General features: G+C 47.9%; 8 protein-coding genes. 1 reads left to right on the plus strand and 7 read right to left on the minus strand.

Translation table 11 applies throughout. The annotated features are described in order from the left end of the window. The first annotated feature begins 93 nt into the window (after positions 1 to 93). Complete coding sequence (locus K7B67_RS09530; RefSeq protein WP_252180105.1) at positions 94 to 1,284, plus strand: hypothetical protein; 1,191 nt, start codon at positions 94 to 96, stop codon at positions 1,282 to 1,284. 50 nt (positions 1,285 to 1,334) lie between these two features. Here the strand turns inward: K7B67_RS09530 and K7B67_RS09535 are convergent, their stop codons facing one another. From K7B67_RS09535 to pglX, 7 genes are all read right to left on the minus strand, one after another. Then, positions 1,335 to 2,666: a hypothetical protein gene (locus K7B67_RS09535; protein WP_252180106.1), complete on the minus strand. Its 1,332-nt coding sequence runs from the start codon at positions 2,664 to 2,666 to the stop codon at positions 1,335 to 1,337. 480 nt (positions 2,667 to 3,146) lie between these two features. Further along, positions 3,147 to 3,467: a hypothetical protein gene (locus K7B67_RS09540; protein WP_252180107.1), complete on the minus strand. Its 321-nt coding sequence runs from the start codon at positions 3,465 to 3,467 to the stop codon at positions 3,147 to 3,149. A 346-nt stretch (positions 3,468 to 3,813) separates the two neighbouring features. Continuing rightward, positions 3,814 to 5,922: a DEAD/DEAH box helicase gene (locus K7B67_RS09545; protein ID WP_252180108.1), complete on the minus strand. Its 2,109-nt coding sequence runs from the start codon at positions 5,920 to 5,922 to the stop codon at positions 3,814 to 3,816. Further along, on the minus strand, positions 5,919 to 7,238 hold the full coding sequence (brxD, locus tag K7B67_RS09550; protein ID WP_252180109.1) for a BREX system ATP-binding protein BrxD: 1,320 nt from the start codon (positions 7,236 to 7,238) through the stop codon (positions 5,919 to 5,921). Before brxD ends, K7B67_RS09545 begins: the two co-directional genes overlap by 4 nt. 12 nt (positions 7,239 to 7,250) lie before the next feature. Further along, on the minus strand, positions 7,251 to 10,025 hold the full coding sequence (gene pglZ, locus K7B67_RS09555) for a BREX-2 system phosphatase PglZ (protein ID WP_252180110.1): 2,775 nt from the start codon (positions 10,023 to 10,025) through the stop codon (positions 7,251 to 7,253). Beyond that, positions 10,025 to 13,699, minus strand: coding sequence for a DUF6079 family protein (locus tag K7B67_RS09560; protein ID WP_252180111.1), 3,675 nt, complete (start codon positions 13,697 to 13,699; stop codon positions 10,025 to 10,027). Before K7B67_RS09560 ends, pglZ begins: the two co-directional genes overlap by 1 nt. 24 nt (positions 13,700 to 13,723) lie before the next feature. Continuing rightward, entirely contained in the window at positions 13,724 to 17,383 is a 3,660-nt protein-coding gene (gene pglX, locus K7B67_RS09565) for a BREX-2 system adenine-specific DNA-methyltransferase PglX (RefSeq protein ID WP_252180112.1), read from the minus strand. Positions 17,384 to 17,386: the final 3 nt, after the last annotated feature.

Raw genomic sequence — 17,386 nt, forward strand, 5'->3', positions numbered from 1 at the left:
ACAAAACAATAACAACACTTGGGAACCACAATGAAACTCAGGTCTATTTGTACAGCTGCCATGTCCGTTGCAGCTTTAGGTCTCGCTGGATGCGTGTCAAAGCCAACACCTCTTACCCCCGAACAACAGGCACAGCAGACAGCACTGATGGAAGCCTACATCGCACAGATGAAGGCAAAGACAGCACAGTTACAGCAAGGCTCTCAGCCCGTACCTGTTCAAAGACACAGTTCTCCAATACAGCCAGAATTACAAGACAACATAAAAATAATTTCTGAAGAAGAGCTTAACAGCCAGCTATCAGAACTGGGAGATAAGTCAGGCGCAGCGTTTAAGCGGAAGAGAGATGGACTGCTCATCAATAACATGCCATTTTTTGATCCCGAAGGTGAGATTCTGGACTTTACTGCCAATAATCATACAGGTGACTTTACCTACCTCGTAAAAACGGGTGATCGTACTGGTGTCGTAAAATATGCCAATGCCGGTAACCTACAGAAATCAGTGACACTGGCCAACCTAAAATATAGTCGCGGCAACTACAGCATCACAACGGTTACAGGCAAAAACCTGAGAGGACAGATAGTCACCCCTACCAGTAAAGGCTTTTCTGTATCCAGAAACGGAAGCATTTTCATCTATGAAGCAGGCAATGAACAGCTTGCCAGCTTTACCCCTCCTGATGGCTATCATGTAGCCCGATTCCAGAATGGCGATATTGCCAGCACGGGTTATATCCTGGTTGAGCGTAATGAGCCTGAAAAAGGTTCAATGGATGAGCTGATGAATTTTGGCACACTGGGCAACCTTATGGGCATTTCAGAAGTATCCGATTACATGCTGGTTGGGCTGAGCAGTGGCAAGTCGATTCCACTTGTTATGACCACGGGGGGCAAGACTACCGGGTTCTATTCCAGTTGCGTCAAGAAAAGTGATTTCATCAATGAATGTGCACAGGCTGAGTTCAGAAATTCACTTTATGAAAAGGACGGCACCCCAAACATGGGGCACTACTACTGGCGTGTAAGCTGGTACGACACCCCTGAAGGCAGTTTTTCCGTTTCAATGGAGCAAGGGAGCAAGAAGATAAACATCAGAAGTCTTGATACCAAAGAAAAGGCAACGCTCTTTGAAAGGTCTCTTGGTATCAATGACTATGCGGTTTCCCAAGACAGCTCCGGCAAATTAACCGTTAAAGCCAAGCTCGCATTTTCCCTGAAAGAGGTTCCAGATGCCGTAGATTTCTGGAAAAAAAATAAAGACCTGATGGCAGCCGAGAAATAGTCATACTGACTTCACGCATCCTGTGAGCTGGGTACCATACACCCAGCTCTTCATGCTCCCAGCTTTTCAAGATCCTCAGATACCAACTCCAGTACTTGGTTATACTCAGTCATTTTCTGCTCGCTGTCCTGCAGATCCTGGCTCAGCTGCTCGACCTGAGCATTCAGATCCTGAGTCAATTCCGGAATAAACTGATCTTTCTCGACAGATAAACGACCCAGGATTTCAGCCACACTGGTATCGACTTCCGCAGCCATCTCATTGACCAGCACACCAACAATACGCCCCTGCTCCTGTCGGAGTCGGTCGATATCATCATTCTCAACTTCAGTTGAGGTAAACTGCTGACGTACCGTATCAATGTGACGATCCAGATCAAGATCAATCGTCGGCATGGTTAATCTTCCAAGGGCGGATTCCAGTGGCATCATCACTGCCTGAGGATCAAAACCCTCTTCGGAAAAGTCGAACATATCCCGGATAATGCCCTTAATAGCTTCCTTCAACTGTTTCAAGTTGACGGCATTGATAACTGATGTGTTCAGCTGCTTTTCGGTCTCGAACACGAAAAGTTCCAGCTTATCGACAGCATCCTGAACATTGGCATAAGAATAACTGACAGTCCGGTACTCAGTACTGTACACGGTTCGGGTACTTCCCCAACTCCATGGCTTATACCAGGTGGAAGCACTGACGGTTCTTGAGACTTCATAAGCCTCTTGCCTGCTGCCACTCTGAGTTTCAACCCGCTTTGCATCCAGAGAAAAACGTTTGAGGTCGTTCAGTGTTTCAGCCATTTTATTTCGGGCTACCTGCATTTGTTGCTCAAACGCATGAACAATGCGTTGCTCACCCCGTTTCAACCGGTCAATAATACTCTGCTGTTGTGCCGACATAGCCTCCAGATCACCTTCGACAAGCATTTTCCGGCGATGGCTGATATCGTTCTGAATATCCCTGAGAATACGAACCTGCTCCCGTCTGGCACCGCGTATAATTTCATCAAGACGACCTGAGAGAATGGACTCTTTATTCTGTCGAACCTCATCCAGCTTTTCCCTGACTGGTTTGAAATTGGCCACAGCGTTGAGAACTGGCTCAGAAAACTCAAAACCGGGGAACATGCCATTTAGATTGTTCAGGGTATGGCGCTCTTCTTCTGACAGCTGCTCACCCTTGGTTGCCAAATCAAAACAGCGACTGGAAATAAAGATGGGTGGCAACGCCTTGTTCAATGCTACAAAGATATAGCTTTCGTGTTCATGATCCTGTCCCTGCTGACAAACCGCTTTGACATTCTGGGTAGCGACATTGTTCAGCTTTTGTGTGATGGCTGGCAGCGCCTGTTGAATAGATGAGTAATTGTGATACTCATCCAGCAAGGCTGAATCAAATAAAATTCATGCACCATCCTCCCTTCCGCGAATGCCATGAGACAGTAGGCGTATAAACGCTGTATACGGTCGTTTTTCCGCACAAAGGGGTGTTGTAGTCCAACCATCAGTTATGATGCTAAATCCCATGCCCATGACTGCACGCGGAGCTTTTAGGCTGCCATTAAACTCATCTAGCGTTGCGCATGAAGTCTCATCTCTGTGAGATGGAGGAAAAACCCAAAGATAACATTTTTCTTTGGATGCGAGTTTAACAAGTTCGCTTTCCTCTAGCGGCGGCCAAGATGCCGCTAAAGCAAGTCGGTATTCCCAGGACGTTTTTGGCTGTGCGATTAAATTTTTGACTATAGCAAGAGTGGCTGTGGTCGGCACTAATTCCACACTTGCTCCGTCAAGCTCCAAGTTCTTGGAGAGCGCTCTGAACACATCCTTCTTAGTTTTGCTCGGCACGCCCTGATCCAGTAAAAGCTAAACCATATTAACGCCAATGCGACTGTCTCGAAGGTGTTGGATGATTTCTTCAGCCACGGCCATTGCTTCAAATATATTGATGCCAAGCATCTTTTCAGCACGCTGAGCGGCAGCAAACAGATTGTATTGTAATCGGTCAGGCAGGCAACGAAGTTTCTGAATGGGTATTTCATTTCGAGCTGCGATTTCTGGTGAGACAGAGCCGATAGCTGCATGCATTATTTGATGGCATGTGAGTGAATCAATGACTGTTCCAGATTCAGTCAATTTCTTTACAAGTCGCTCCGCCGGAGCTTTAAGTGGTTTTATTTTAGGCATGACTATTCCTGATTTGACCCACACAGTCCATCCTTTATTGTGCCGTTAAGCGGAGGCTGTACGAGAATCCAAGTTAGTCACGAAATGAGTTTTCTGTTATGGATCGCATCCACGGCAACGATGCTCCCTCAGTCGATTGTAGACTATAAACGCAGCCATGTTATAAGTTTTTGATCAAAAGATTGCCGCCTTCGCTCAGACCACCTCCCTCGTAGCCCAGAGCTGGCAGGACAATTTTCTGGGTGTGTTCTGACTGCATCCGTGCTGTTTCTGATAAAGCTGGGGCGAAAAATGGATGCAGATCAGGCCACCATTTGAGGTGTGTGTATATTATGGCTTTCCAGCATTAGTCAAAAGAACTCTTCAATACTCCTACCACCTTCCTCGCAAGCTCATCAAAAACATCCTCAACCCGGTACCTTTCCGCCAGCTCCCAGTCAATATTCGCCTGAGATAAACACTCAGAAAACTTCAATTCCTGAATAAAATCTTCTTCCAGCGAGAGCATTACCTGATCTTTAGAGCCTTCCAGCACTTTCCGAATCTTTGTCAACAGAGCCTTCACGTCATACACACGAGTAAAACTGATACCCAAATTATCCGTAGCTACCTTATCGGCCTCACCTGCAAGACTTTCCGCCATGGAGGCATTGAAAAGCTTACCAGCAAAGGTCCACCACACAGCATTACCATCATCGTCGTACAGCAAGGCTGTTTTACCCGTTTCAACCCAGCCAAATTCCTCCCGCAGGTCTTCCAAAAGAGATTCAGCCCTTGTTGAAAGGCCTTCAGGTGTCGAGGTTCCATCCAAAACTTCAGCAATAGCCTGACACATCTGAAAATGCATGGGCTGCCCAGCACTCAACCACTGAGAACGACCACGATTTTCTGTCGGCTCTACATAAGCTTTTTTCCTTGGCCAGTCTACGTATTTGGTTTGCCAGCTACGCCCGCCTAGCGTGATTACAGCAGGTCCTTCATCCTTGATGGTGAAGGTAATTTGATGAACCTCTCCCAACTCCTGTTTACCATGAAACACTTTCACCATCGGAGGGCTGGTGAAGACGGAGAAAAGCTCCATGAAATTCTTTTGGCCAAATGCTTTTTCTCCTGAACGCCCTATTCCCAGCAAACCAGAGTCAGAGTGAAGAATTTCATTGCTAACCATATAGCGAACGGCATCATCCAGTTGCTTCTCTTTTAATGTTGCAAAACCAGTCATATTTCCTACCCACGACTTCCAATCGGAAGCTGCAACACCTCCTTCCTGAAGTGCCAGAGCCATAAACTGTTGGGAAAAAATATGTAGCGGAGCAGCAGGTGGTGTTACAGGTTCAACAAAATCAGATTGCCACAGCTGCAACAGAGCTAACGCCCTGAGAAATGCATCTTCCTTAGTAACCAGAAACAGGCAGTTTCTTGATGTTCCAGCTCTTCGCCCAGTACGACCGATGCGCTGAAGAAAGGATGAAACAGTGAAAGGAGAATCAATCTGAATCACACGATCAAGATCGCCTACATCAATCCCTAGTTCGAGGGTACTGGTGGCAACAATCACGCAGTCACTGCCCTGGGAGAATGCTTCTTCTGCTGCCCGTCGTTCAGTCAGGCTTAAGCAACTGTGAGAAACATATGTGCTTATACCCAAACCTCTCAACTCCATAGCAAGTTCTTCAACCCTGGAGCGACTATCACAAAAGACCAGTCTTTTTTCGCCTCTGTGCAGCCTTGAAATGACAATAGCAGCATTTCGCAGGGAGCCAACCCAGTCCACCTGAACATCAGGAACAACATTGCTCTCTGCAGGAGGGTTAATAACGCTCCGCCTAGCCTGACAAGAACCAGCCAGCCAGTCACACAGCTCTTGAGGGTTACCAACGGTAGCTGACAGACCTAATCGTTGCAGTTCTCTTCCAGCTATATGGCCAATACGTTCCAGCACTGACAACAAGTGCCAGCCCCGGTCATCACCAGCAAAAGCATGAACTTCATCAATAATTACCGTTCTGACATCCGCAAACAGATAACGATGATCAATTCGTGAAGAAACAAGCATCACCTCCAGGGATTCTGGTGTCGTCAGAAGAATATCCGGTGGTTCCGCAACAATCTTTGCCTTCCCGGACGGGCCAATATCACCATGCCAGGTCGCAACAGTCCGGCCAAGCAGGTGCCCATAATAGCTGAGCCGCTCTTCAAGGTTATTGAGCAGCGCTTTTATTGGGCAAATGTAAAGGACACTTAATCCCGTCCAGTTTTCACAAAGCATTCGGGAAAGAACAGGAAAACTGGCGGCTTCGGTTTTACCGCCAGCGGTAGGTGCGAGCAGGATCGCATTTTCACCATTAAGCACGGGTTCAATGGTGGCCTCCTGAAGAGGCCTTAAACCATTCCAACCCAGGCTGTTTACAATATGGTGCTGAAGTGATGGATGAAGCTTTTCAAACTCACTCATAGATCCAGCTCAATATCATTGACACTCCCCGCACTTTTGGCATCACGCTCAATAGCATTCAGTTCACTGTCAGCAATGGTCAGGGAGTAATGCTGAAGAGGATCAAAATCTCCGTGGAGATCAATACGATCAAGAACATCACCAACAAGTTTTTTCAGAAATATCCGAGGTGCAATCCCCACCTTGCCACCAAGGTTGCCTGTCACATTTCTGGCCAAAAGCTCAATGTAACTGTCATCAGCCCTGCTTAAAACTCTTGCTTCGCTGTTACTGATCCCGGCAAATAGGTCTCTAACCTTTCGCCCCACTTCTTCCAGTGATTCAAGGCTAAATCCTTTAAGACGAATCTGAACTGCCCGTGGGTTATCAAAACGAGCATCTGTTGCAAAATCAACAGCCAGACGTTGAGCCAGCGGAGCCAGCCTCTGAACCCCCATAGGACCATCGAAAAAAGCAGGAGTACCAGTAATCACCAGATACAGACCAGGAAAACGACCACTATCCACCTCATCCATTAACTGCCTCAACGCGTTCAGGCTTTTATCTCGAACATCCCCACGCATACGCTGCAAGGTTTCCACTTCATCAAAAACAACCAGCAATCCCGGATGACCAGAGTCTTTCAGAATTGTCAGAATTCCCTGAAGAAAACTCAAAGCGCCAAAGTGATCAATATCACCTTTGATCTTGGCATAGCGTTTTACCTGAGCCGAAATATTGGGTTGACCTGCCATCCATGCCAGCAAGCCATCTGCAATTTCTTCCTGACCTTCAACCAAAGCCCTTCGGTAGGCTCTCAGTGTCAAAGCAAAAGCAGGGGCAGAGCGCATAACTTCACCCAACCGTTTTTCCATTAGCTCATCAGTAGCTGCTACCAGCGTTTCAATATCATCAGGATCGATATCCTGCTGAGCAAGGACATCTTCTTCAAGGGTATAAAACCAGGATTCAATGATATTTCTAAATGCTCCTGAAGGAGCATCTGAAGTACAGAGTCTTTCCAGCAGTCGGCGATATACAGTTTCCAACCTGTGCAAAGGTGTTTCAGTCTCAGAAATTTGCACTTCTGCACAGGCAAAACCCAGCCCAAGTGCTTTTTCCCGCAACCACCGGCTGGTAAATGTCTTACCACTACCGTATTCACCACGAATAGCCTTGAATACAGCACTGCCCCGAGTTACTTTTTGCAGCTCTTCGTCCAGTGCGGCTTCAAAACTACCCAGCCCTACCGCCAGAGCATCAAGACCGTATTGAGGTACGGTTCCCCGGCGAAGAGCGTCAATAATATCCTGACTGCGTTGTTGGCTAATGCTCATATTTCCCTTCTCTTACACCAGCTCGAACTGAGTCTTCAATAACTCAACATTAAGCTTGACGGTTTCAGAGGCACGATCAATCGATAAAATTGGGTAACCATCCACGTTAAGCAACTTCTGAACGCCTGCCAAAAAACCCCGCATACGTAGCTTGGGGATGCCCAGTGATTGAATTAGAACCGTCATCATTAACTGGTTGCCATTGACTTCCAGTAATTGCAGCATTTGAACAAGCTGTTCATCTTTGATGGCAGTGCGCCCGGCCCGGCTCTTAACCTGCTTGTAAACAGCAGAGTCCAGCAATACTTTCCAATCGTCAGATATATCGGTTGCCGCTGAAGATTCAGCAGTGACAGCAAACATATCATCCATAACCTCTGCTTTAGCTTGAGCCTTCTTGCTCTTGGTTTTGCTTGTCACACTGGTTACAGGAGGCGCGACCGGCGTTTCAACGGAAGTTACACCACCTTTACCCAGTTTTGTCTGCCACCAGTCAGGTACATATCTGGGAACTTCGCGCCAGCCACCCGGAACTCCCAATGCTCCACCGCTGACATAAATTCCGAGAGGAATAACCACTTCCTGAAGGCTGCCGCCACCGTGATAGCCCATCTTACGGGAGGTATAACGAACCTTTTCTGACCAGGGCAGAACTACAGACTGATTTTCTGCGAGAACTCTGGCGCCGGAAACCTTTACCTCCCCAGTCTCAACTTTTGCGGAACCTGGCTTGTAACGTTCACCGCCATTATCTTTACCCTGCCCCTTCATATCATGATCAAGCACGTGCCCATGATCACTGGTCATAATCACAATACGACCAGATTCTCTGGCGGCTTCCAACACTTGCCTGAGCAAAGCAATGGTACCAACTGTCCAGTTCATGGTGAGTTGGGCGTTACTGGAGAGCTGGTCATCAATGGCATTAATGACAACGCCTGTAATCCGATGTTCAGTACCAGCCAGCACTGAACGCACTTCATTGGCCAGGGCGCCAGTGCCAGCCTGCTCAAGATCGGCTTTGTGGTAAAGCCTGGGGGGAAACTTGGTTGAAGCCAGATTTTTTAACTGACTGTGACCGGCAAATGCTTTTTTCTCATCCACAGCAGTCCCTTCACACAAAGCGCCACTAAACAGAGAGCATCGGCTGGCTTTAGTGATACTAGGTAGAGTTGAGAGTAATCCCTTAATTGGATTTGACTCTCGTTGCAATTCCAACCAGTTATGTTGAACCACGTCAGAAGCCAGTTCTCGATATACCGCCTGACTCATACCATCCAGAACCAGCAATAACACCAGATTTCCTTTTGCCAGTGGGGCAACCAGCTGATCAAGCACCTGTTCTACTGGCAACAGGTCTTTCTGTTGGTCTCCTCGGGCAATAGCGGGTAGTAGAGCAGTAATGGCCTGATTATGTTGTTCACGACGCTGACATACAGCTTCAGAAAGCTTCTGATAAACCTTGCTCAAACCTTCATGCACATCGCCCTGCCAGATTTTACTTCGTCCCCAGTCAGCAAAACTGCCATGATCAATGTAATTAGAGAGCAGAAAAGCTGCATCAGGCACCTTCCCGTCTTCACCCTGCAACCACTTGCAAAGGCGAATGGCCATGTCTACCCTCATAACTTGTTCTGCGGCAGCTGCGCTACGAGCATTGTTGTGTTTCTTAAGCTGGCCGAGCAACACCTCTGCTGAATTAATGGACTGTCCTTTGATGCATTTCTCAAGCACTGAGGCCATAGTATCCAAGCGCAACCGAAAACCACCCGGCAGAATGTTGGAATAAATCAGTGCTGGTGTCAGATTGAGTGACGCCAGCATTTGCTCAGCCTGACTGAAACTCTGATGAAGCATTGGGTTTTGCTGTCCCTTCACCGACTGTTCGTTGAGCATCTGCTCAACAAATGTCAAAGCCTGACGTCCGAACATTTCCAGTGTTTCAGAATTAGCGAAGCTTCCACCCAGATAGCGTTCATTAAACACAGCCCTGAAAGCAATCAGGTTCTGCTCATTAATCAGCTTTTCTCTGGCCTTTAATGCTGATTTACTTTGTTCCAGCAACTCCCTGTGATACATCACTGAGCAGGCCAGACCAATAGCCAGAAGGTTATCGACCTGCCCCTGTTGACAGATACGCAACACCAACGTTTCAAAATCAGGCAATCCCGCCCTCAGCCAATCGCCAAGATGGGTCTTCATCTCTTCAGGCAAAGCAGCATAGGCCGTATCGCACTTCCCTGATAAAGACCACTGGAACAGCGATGGGAGATCAACATTTTCAGCATGAAAACCCAGCAAAGCACAGACCAGTGCCTGCCAAGCTTTATCCTGGTCAAGCACTTCGCCAAACTGAATTTCATTTTTGTAGGCGTCGTGGGCACTTAACAATGTTTTGGCAATCCAGCGATACTTAGATCCAGTCAGGCGCGGGTCAATCTGCCGCACCTTTAAAATCTGCTGCAAAGCACGCCATGGACTGATTCTTTTAGGCTCGTTACGCCAGAGACGAGCCAGCACATCATTCGCCAGACGACTGTGATCGAAAGCCGAAAGCAACACTAGGCGACAGCTGTTATCACTGCCGCTGTTGCCATGGTCAACCAGCTGCTTACGAATAGCCAGCTCAGACGAACAGTAAACAACCCGTAACCGGTAACCATTCATATCATGAATAATGTCCTGCTCAGCCAAGGCTTCTGGCCAGACCAGCGCTACGCAGTCAGCCTGGCTATCTTGCTCGAAAATCGCCTGCAACTGGTTCAGTACCTGGCTGGGAATACTCATTAAGGCTGCACCTCCCGCACTACGGTAAAGGATACGCTCAGTGTGTCACCTTCCTGAAGTTGAGCTTCTAGCTCTTTCAGTAACTGTTTGGCTTCGACCGCTTTCATATCATTTTTGGTTTCTTCACGAACCACCTTCCTGCCTCGGGTGACCGCAGGCTTAACTGGGTCAGGATTTACCGGAAGCGGCGGAGGCGTTGGCTTCTGGCGAGTGAGAATAGCGGTAGCTTCAGACTGAGCCTGGCGCAGGACTGAAGACAAAGGGGTTACCAATTCATCAGCTGCCAGCGCATCGCACACCTTCTTATGAATAGCCAGCGATTCTGCATCACCTGACTCCCAAACCCCTTCCAGCAATTGCCAGTTGTTTTCATCAATAGTCTGGCTGACAGATTGCGCTGATTTAATACTTCTGGCTAATGCTTCCAGACTGGTTTCAGGAGAAACCTCTGACAGAGCGTTAACCAGATCAGCACTGTCGGTCTTACCCTGCAGGGTTTCCAAAACAGAAACTGCCAGACGGGCATTATTCATACGATTACACTTCAGATTCTGCTTCAGGCTGTTCAGTTTGGTTTCCAGATCAACGACCAGCGTATTACAGGCATCCAGATGAATATCCACTTCATCATGCACCTGTTTCTGAAGATCGTTCTGGTTGGCAGCAGTACGAAGCGCATTCACGGTAACACCAAACAACTTTCCGGCATTTTCCAGTGCCGCCTTCCACACAGCAGGTTCTGCCATATTCTGTTTGATCAGAACCAGTTCATCAGGAATATCCTTCAGTACCACATCGGTGTATGGGCCACCATGCAGGCTATAGTCGTACTGGCCTTCTTCAGCAAACACCCTGATCAGCAGGTTCTGAACGGCTTCCGGCAATCCTCTCGGGCTTGGCAAATCCATAGCTGCCCGAAGTCGTTTAACCGTGATACTGCCGCTTTCACCGTCTTTAGCCAGCTCACGGGTCAAATGCTGGCACCAGTCCTTCTTAAAGATAAAGTGGTTTTCATGCATATCACCCAACCCCAGGGGCTGAGCAATGGCACGCATTAATGACCGTTTAGCAGTTTCAACATTAATGCGACCATGGCTGGCATGTATGGCTTTACGAAGCTCTTCCATCACCTTGCCAAGGTCATGGACCTTCACCTCACAATCAAAGTCCGGGTGTGCAGGGAACTGGAAGCTCAAAGCCTGACCCAGTAACTGCTCAAACGCTCTGCCAAGATTACTGCCAACAGGCAACAGAGGAGTAAAAGCCGGTTGCAGTGAATACACCTGTTGTTCCAGAGGAGTACTGTCATCCAATGAACCCGGCTGAGGTTCGCTGGCACCATACGCCCCCATCAAATAGTCTTTGATACGTTCTTTTAACTGGCTTCTTTGGTTTTCCAGTAAGGTTTTAGCCTGAGCACGATCTCGCTGACTTAAGTGACTGCTATAACTTCTTAACGTATCGTCGTTCTTTAAAATCTCTTTCAGCTTGGCCAGTGTTCCCAAGTCTTTCTGGGCGCTCTGGCTGAAGAAGTAAGGCAACCAGCAAAGGGTATTAGCCACATTGTTGCTGGCTTCAAACTCTTCAATACGGGCCTTATCATCCGCTGGAGAATGGTTGTCTTTATCGAACGGGAAATCGACAATGACTCTCCACTCATCGTCCCGGGCTTCAAAAATACTAGGGTCCTTGATTTCGCGAATATTCTGGATCATCACCTCGATATTGCGGCGAGTGCCCTTCCAGAGCAGGCTGTGCTCATTAAACAAGCTCTGGTCGTCTTTTACGCCAAAGGCATCAAATACCAGTTCTTTTACCAGCTGACGCCGAGTGGCCTCATTATCGTGAATCTTGGCCTGTTCGAGAATGCTCTCGGTATCCACACCAGACAGCTGAATAGCAATCGTCGGATTCGGGTCATCACTGATCTTGATTTCACCAACCTGCCCCGCCCATTTACGACACTTGTTCAACACTTGCTTTACTTCACCACCAGGAATCGGTGATTTAATGGTGCCGTGGTTCAGGGCTGAAAGTTTATTGGCTGTCAGGTTTTTAAAGCACTCCACCTCTGGCACCAGTGCCGACAGCAACAGCGTTTTAATCAAACGCATATCGTTAAGGAAGGCACGTTTTCTCGGATCAGAGTGATCCAGACCAGCCAACGCATTGCGCTCAATCTGATGCTCGCTTTCCAGCAACGGAATCAGTTTGCGCTCAAACAGGCTCTTGGCATTATCAAAGTGCATACGCATCGCTTCAGAGAAAGGCTCAGCCTCTGAAGCAATAACATCGTAAAGGTCACCCACCGGGATGACATTACCCAGAGTCAGAGTCTCTCGCTGACTAACCAGCAGCATCAGCATCACTTTCAGGGCAGTACGTTCACGCTGCAAGGCAGAAGACAGCGCCACCAGTGCCTGCACCAGTGCCGGGCTGAATGGATAGAGCGAACGGAACATTTCTTTATCGCCCTGTTGGGTCAGCAGGATATCCTGAACTTCCCTGCGATAACGGTCTGTAGCCGCAAAGGAGGCAGCGATCTCGTTTTTTGCCTGTTCACTCACTGGCTTAAGCAAGCGTTTCTCGGCAATCACCGGCAAGTTACGGTCTTCCAGAGTAATGGTGTGGAAACGACCCTCCCAGTATTTCAGGGAATCACTCAGCACTTCCTGTTCAGCACCCGTGTACTGATCACCCACAAATTCACGCAGGTCACGCTGACGGGCTATAAAGCTGACCAGAGGCAACGCTCTTGGCTCACTGGCTTCAACCAGTTTTACCACTTTCTGAATCTCCGTACTGATAAACTGCTGATCCGACAGGCGACTGGCCAGCCAGAGAATCAACTCATCGAGGAACAGAATAACCGCATCGTATCCCAAGTCTTTGGCATGCTGGGTCATGACCCGCAAACCCTCATCAAAGGTGACATAGCCGCCACTTTGGGTATTAGCCAGATCAGCAAAAGCACCAAACAAAGTGCCAACCAGATCACCTACCAGACGGTTTTTATCTTCCGGGGAAGACTGGCCATTAATCACTGCATCAAAGCTGATGGCATTCCAGCCAGTGGCTATCTCGCCCCAACCATCATCATCGCCGGCACTGCTATTTCCATCGTTAACAGCCTTAAAGAAAGCATCGTCACCCAGCAGCTCTCGCTGTTTAACCGCATCAGCAAACAGACGGTCACTCATATAAAAGCCAGGCACCGGAGCCTCAGGATGCTGTTTCTTAATATAATTAGCGTAACCACCCAACACACCTGATTCGATACTGGCTGCCCCGATCATATGGTAAGGAACCAGCAGAATATTTTTGCCCTGAAGCCATTTATCGTTTTTGGCAATAGCTGGAGCCAGCTCAGGAATAGCGCGAGCCTGTGCATTACCATTCAACAGTAAATTCAGCACCGCCATAAAGTGGGACTTACCACTACCAAAGCTACCGTGCAGGTATGCACCTTTCTGGCGGTTCTGACTGTTGTCAACCGCGCTCTTTACAAACCCGAGAGCATCGTCAAAGGACTTAGCCAGCTGTGGTGTCACCACATAATCCTGCAGGGTTTGTTTAATGGCTTCATCACTCGCCAGCCCCTGAGACAGGTTCAGTACAAAATCGCCCCGTTGAACCTTTTCCGGGATGGCGATCAGGTCTTTCATTAATGTCATTGCTTATCTTCCTTTCTTCCCGGCTCAGGCTTTTGCCTTGGTTTTGCGCTTGCGAGTTTTCTTTACGACAGGCGGCGTCCAGCTCAAAAGATCATCCCGCGTGATATCCAGTTCCTGCAACTCTTCATTCAGCCAGCCTTCAAAGTAATCGCCCATTTTCAGCTCGAACTCCGGGTCCAGCTCATTGTGCCACTGTTTCAGCCAGGGGATCAGTTCTTCAATGGCCACTAACATTGGCATCAGCTGCTGGCCGGTAAAACCATCTTCTTCTTTACGAGCCTGATACCAGCCTACAATTGCCAGTGCCCGTTGCAGATGGTTCATGCCTGCCCAGCCAATGACAGGGGTTGTATCACCGGACTTTTCACACCCAGGCAGACTGAAGAAACGTTCTTTTGGTACATCCAGCTTGCCACGCAGAGGCCAGTAGGCAGCCTTGGCAAAATCCTTGGTAGCGTATTTAGGCGGCACAGGAATTTCACCAACTTGCTTCAGCTTCAGGTGTTCAGCGGCTTCTTTGCTGAGATAATCCTTGTGCTCTTCCGGCAGTTCGGTGCGGGCATCAATAACATCTTCTGCCCTTTGTTTATCCCAGGTTTCCTGCCAAGCACGGAACTTGGTGATACCTGAAGGTTTGTAGCGAGCCGGAGCCATTTGGGGAATGGATTCGCCTGTCACCAGCTCAACAATTAGTTTCTGGATATCGAACAATTCGTTGCCGGTGTAGTGCATAGCGACCTTGCTAAAGTCTGAATCGTTACGTACACGGTCAGCCAGACCTGCACTGGTGATCAGCTGGTCATCGTGCTTCAAGTACTGGTTTTCCAGACGATCCAGCATCCATTCCTTACAGGCTGTTTTCAGTTCATCAGCCCGTGCAGCTTTGTTGAACAAACCTTGTCGTCCGATCCAACGGCGTTTGTAATGAGGGTCTTCGATAACCCGAATATCCTTGATTAACTTAATGGCTTCCATACGTTGACGCCATTTGTTCTGCATGGCTTCTGGCCAGTGAGCAGGTATATCAGCAGGTACTTCAAAGCCATCCTGGTTCAGTTGAGCTAGGATTTCAAAAGGTCGTTGACCGGCTTCCAGATCAACATCCATCCATGGTTCGATATCAGCCAGGAGTTTTTTATCACAGAGACCAAAAGCCCAGTAGCAAGTCCAGTCGATTTCTTCTTGAAGAAGAACCATCTGGCAACGTAGCTCATTTCTTTCCTTTTGATACTTGTCCCACACATTTTCTATTCTTGCATTTGTCGAAAGTGCTGTTTTTAGAGCCTCTGCAACAGAAAGATGCCTTTGTGCTGTTGCTAGCTCCTCGATGTTTCCAGCAAATTGTTGTAGTTTTGTTCCTATTTCAGTGTTAAAACCCTCAGGAATAGGAAGGTGGATTAATTGACTACCTACAAACTCATATGGAACCTTTGAAACAAACTCTACTCGAACTCCATCCCCCCCAGTCAGCTGCTTCTGGTGACTTACTTGCTTCATCCAGAAACCAACAAGTGAGCTATTGAAGTATCCAAGCAGTTCAACATATTGTTCCCTGCTAGCATCACCATCTTTGAATCTAATGATGGGAGCAGAACGATTGAATGCCACTAATGAATCACAAAGGTAAAAATGATTATGACTCGCAACAAAAGCAAAACTTATGAGTGGTTTTCCATTCAGTCTGTTGCTATAGACCTCTCTGGGTTTCCACCAAGGAATACCCTTACTCTCAACGAGCGCTCCAAACATTTTTCTATTTCTTAATGGAGCCTTGTAAGGCCACAACCTGGCTATATATCCTGTGAGTTCTACATCTGGCAGTTGAGTACCGAAATTATCCATCGGCCATACACAAACTTCAGAACTTTCAAAACTCCAATCTCTTAAGTATTCCCCGATTCCATAACTTACAAATAAGTTACACCCTTGACGCAAAGCAGACTGACGATCAGAGACAAAAGACTCATCATCGCCAGTGATTACCAAATATCCTGTATCGATATCCAAGTCTTTGAGCGTTTTGACTGCCCTGCTCTCTATAGTGGCTTTAACCTCAACAGCACCACCACCGGAGAGACTCCAAGGATGTTTTTCAAAAATAGATCTATCTTTATCATCAACAGAAATATATTCGTTTTCTTGTCCTACAAACTCAAGCTGGTCAACTATCGAGCGCCAGACCTTGCCATTTGATGCATCTTCCGGGGTCTCAGGCTCAGCACGAATCCCCAAGGCAACCCTAACGGGTACATTTCGATCTGCTCGCCTATTGCGAGCAAATAAAATCACTGTTGGTGTACCATGGCCAGGAATATAAGCACCGGAAGTATCAATGATGTGTGTTAGGTCTCTGTTCTTCAAATAGTCCTGGATTAGTTTCGTGCCAAACTCTCTTTTCATAAAGCTATTGGCAGTAATCATGCCCATAAAGCCAGCAGGCTGACCATCTTTAGCTGAAACTGTCAGATCAAAAAAACGCTCAGTAAAAGGTACGCCAAGAGAGTACTGTCGATGACATGTGGGGTATTTCACTCTATAAGCTTGATTGAGTGCTTTATCTCGCACGACAATGTAAGGCGGATTCCCAACCACCGCATGATACTGCTGCCCCAAAATCTTGCTCAGCTTCTCCTTATCTTCCACTTCCAGCACATGCTTAATGGGATCATCTTCTTCCATCAGATGCACCTGAATACCACTGGTACCTTCAAACCGTCGCCCATGAAGCAGAGAGTCACCCACCGCCAGATTAAAGTGAAAATCCGGCGCCTGTCGCATGGATTGGGTATGAGTCACCTTCATCGCCGCAATCAGCAACCGGAAGCGGCAAATTGCGATAGCGTAGGGGTTAAGGTCAACACCATACACAGAATTCAGCGCGCGCTGAGCCAGTACACGAGTTTGCTCACCCGGCTCCCGGCGGCACCATTCATTAAAGATGCGCTCAAACCCTGTCAGCAGAAAGTGACCAGAACCACAGGTGGGGTCGATCATTCGAAGATCTTTCAGGCCAAAGGTATCCTGCGCTTTTTCCAGGGTGTAATCGAGGATGAAGGACTCGACAAATTCAGGCGTTTGCAGCAATGCGTACTTTTTCTGAACGGCAATAGAGAGGTCTTGATAGAGATCACCCAAAAAACGAGTGTCCCATTCTGGATCCGTAAAGTCGTAAATCAGCTCACCGCTTTCAGGATCTATCTTCTGGAAAAAATCCACCAGCAGTTTGGCGCCATCCGACGATACTGGAATATGCCATAGCGGGTTATGCTGATGATCCAGCAGTTCTTTAATGGCTGGCAGTTTTTCCAGCTCTTCAAACAGGCTCAGCAGGTAGTCCCGCTCACCATGGGTTGGGTTCTCGTTAAAGTGAACCTCGATCCGGTCTTTGGCCAGCTTCAGGCGATCACCAGGGCCTGCCAGCATGGGCGCATCCAGCAGCTGATTATCTTCCAGAAAACGGACAAAGACACAGGTCAGAATCCATGCCACAGCCGCTTGGGTAATCTGGCCTTCAAGCCAGGCGACAAAGTGTTCAGCGGTTCTTTTGGCGTCAACGGCCTTTTGATACTCTTCCTTCAGATGCTTGGTCAGATCGTCTCTGGACTCACTGTAGTCAAAAATATCTTTTTCGATTTTGGGAAGTTGACGCTGTAAATCTTTCAGCAGTTCCTGACGGTTAATCATAAG

This window comes from Endozoicomonas sp. 4G, from assembly GCF_023822025.1.
Classification (GTDB): domain Bacteria; phylum Pseudomonadota; class Gammaproteobacteria; order Pseudomonadales; family Endozoicomonadaceae; genus Endozoicomonas_A.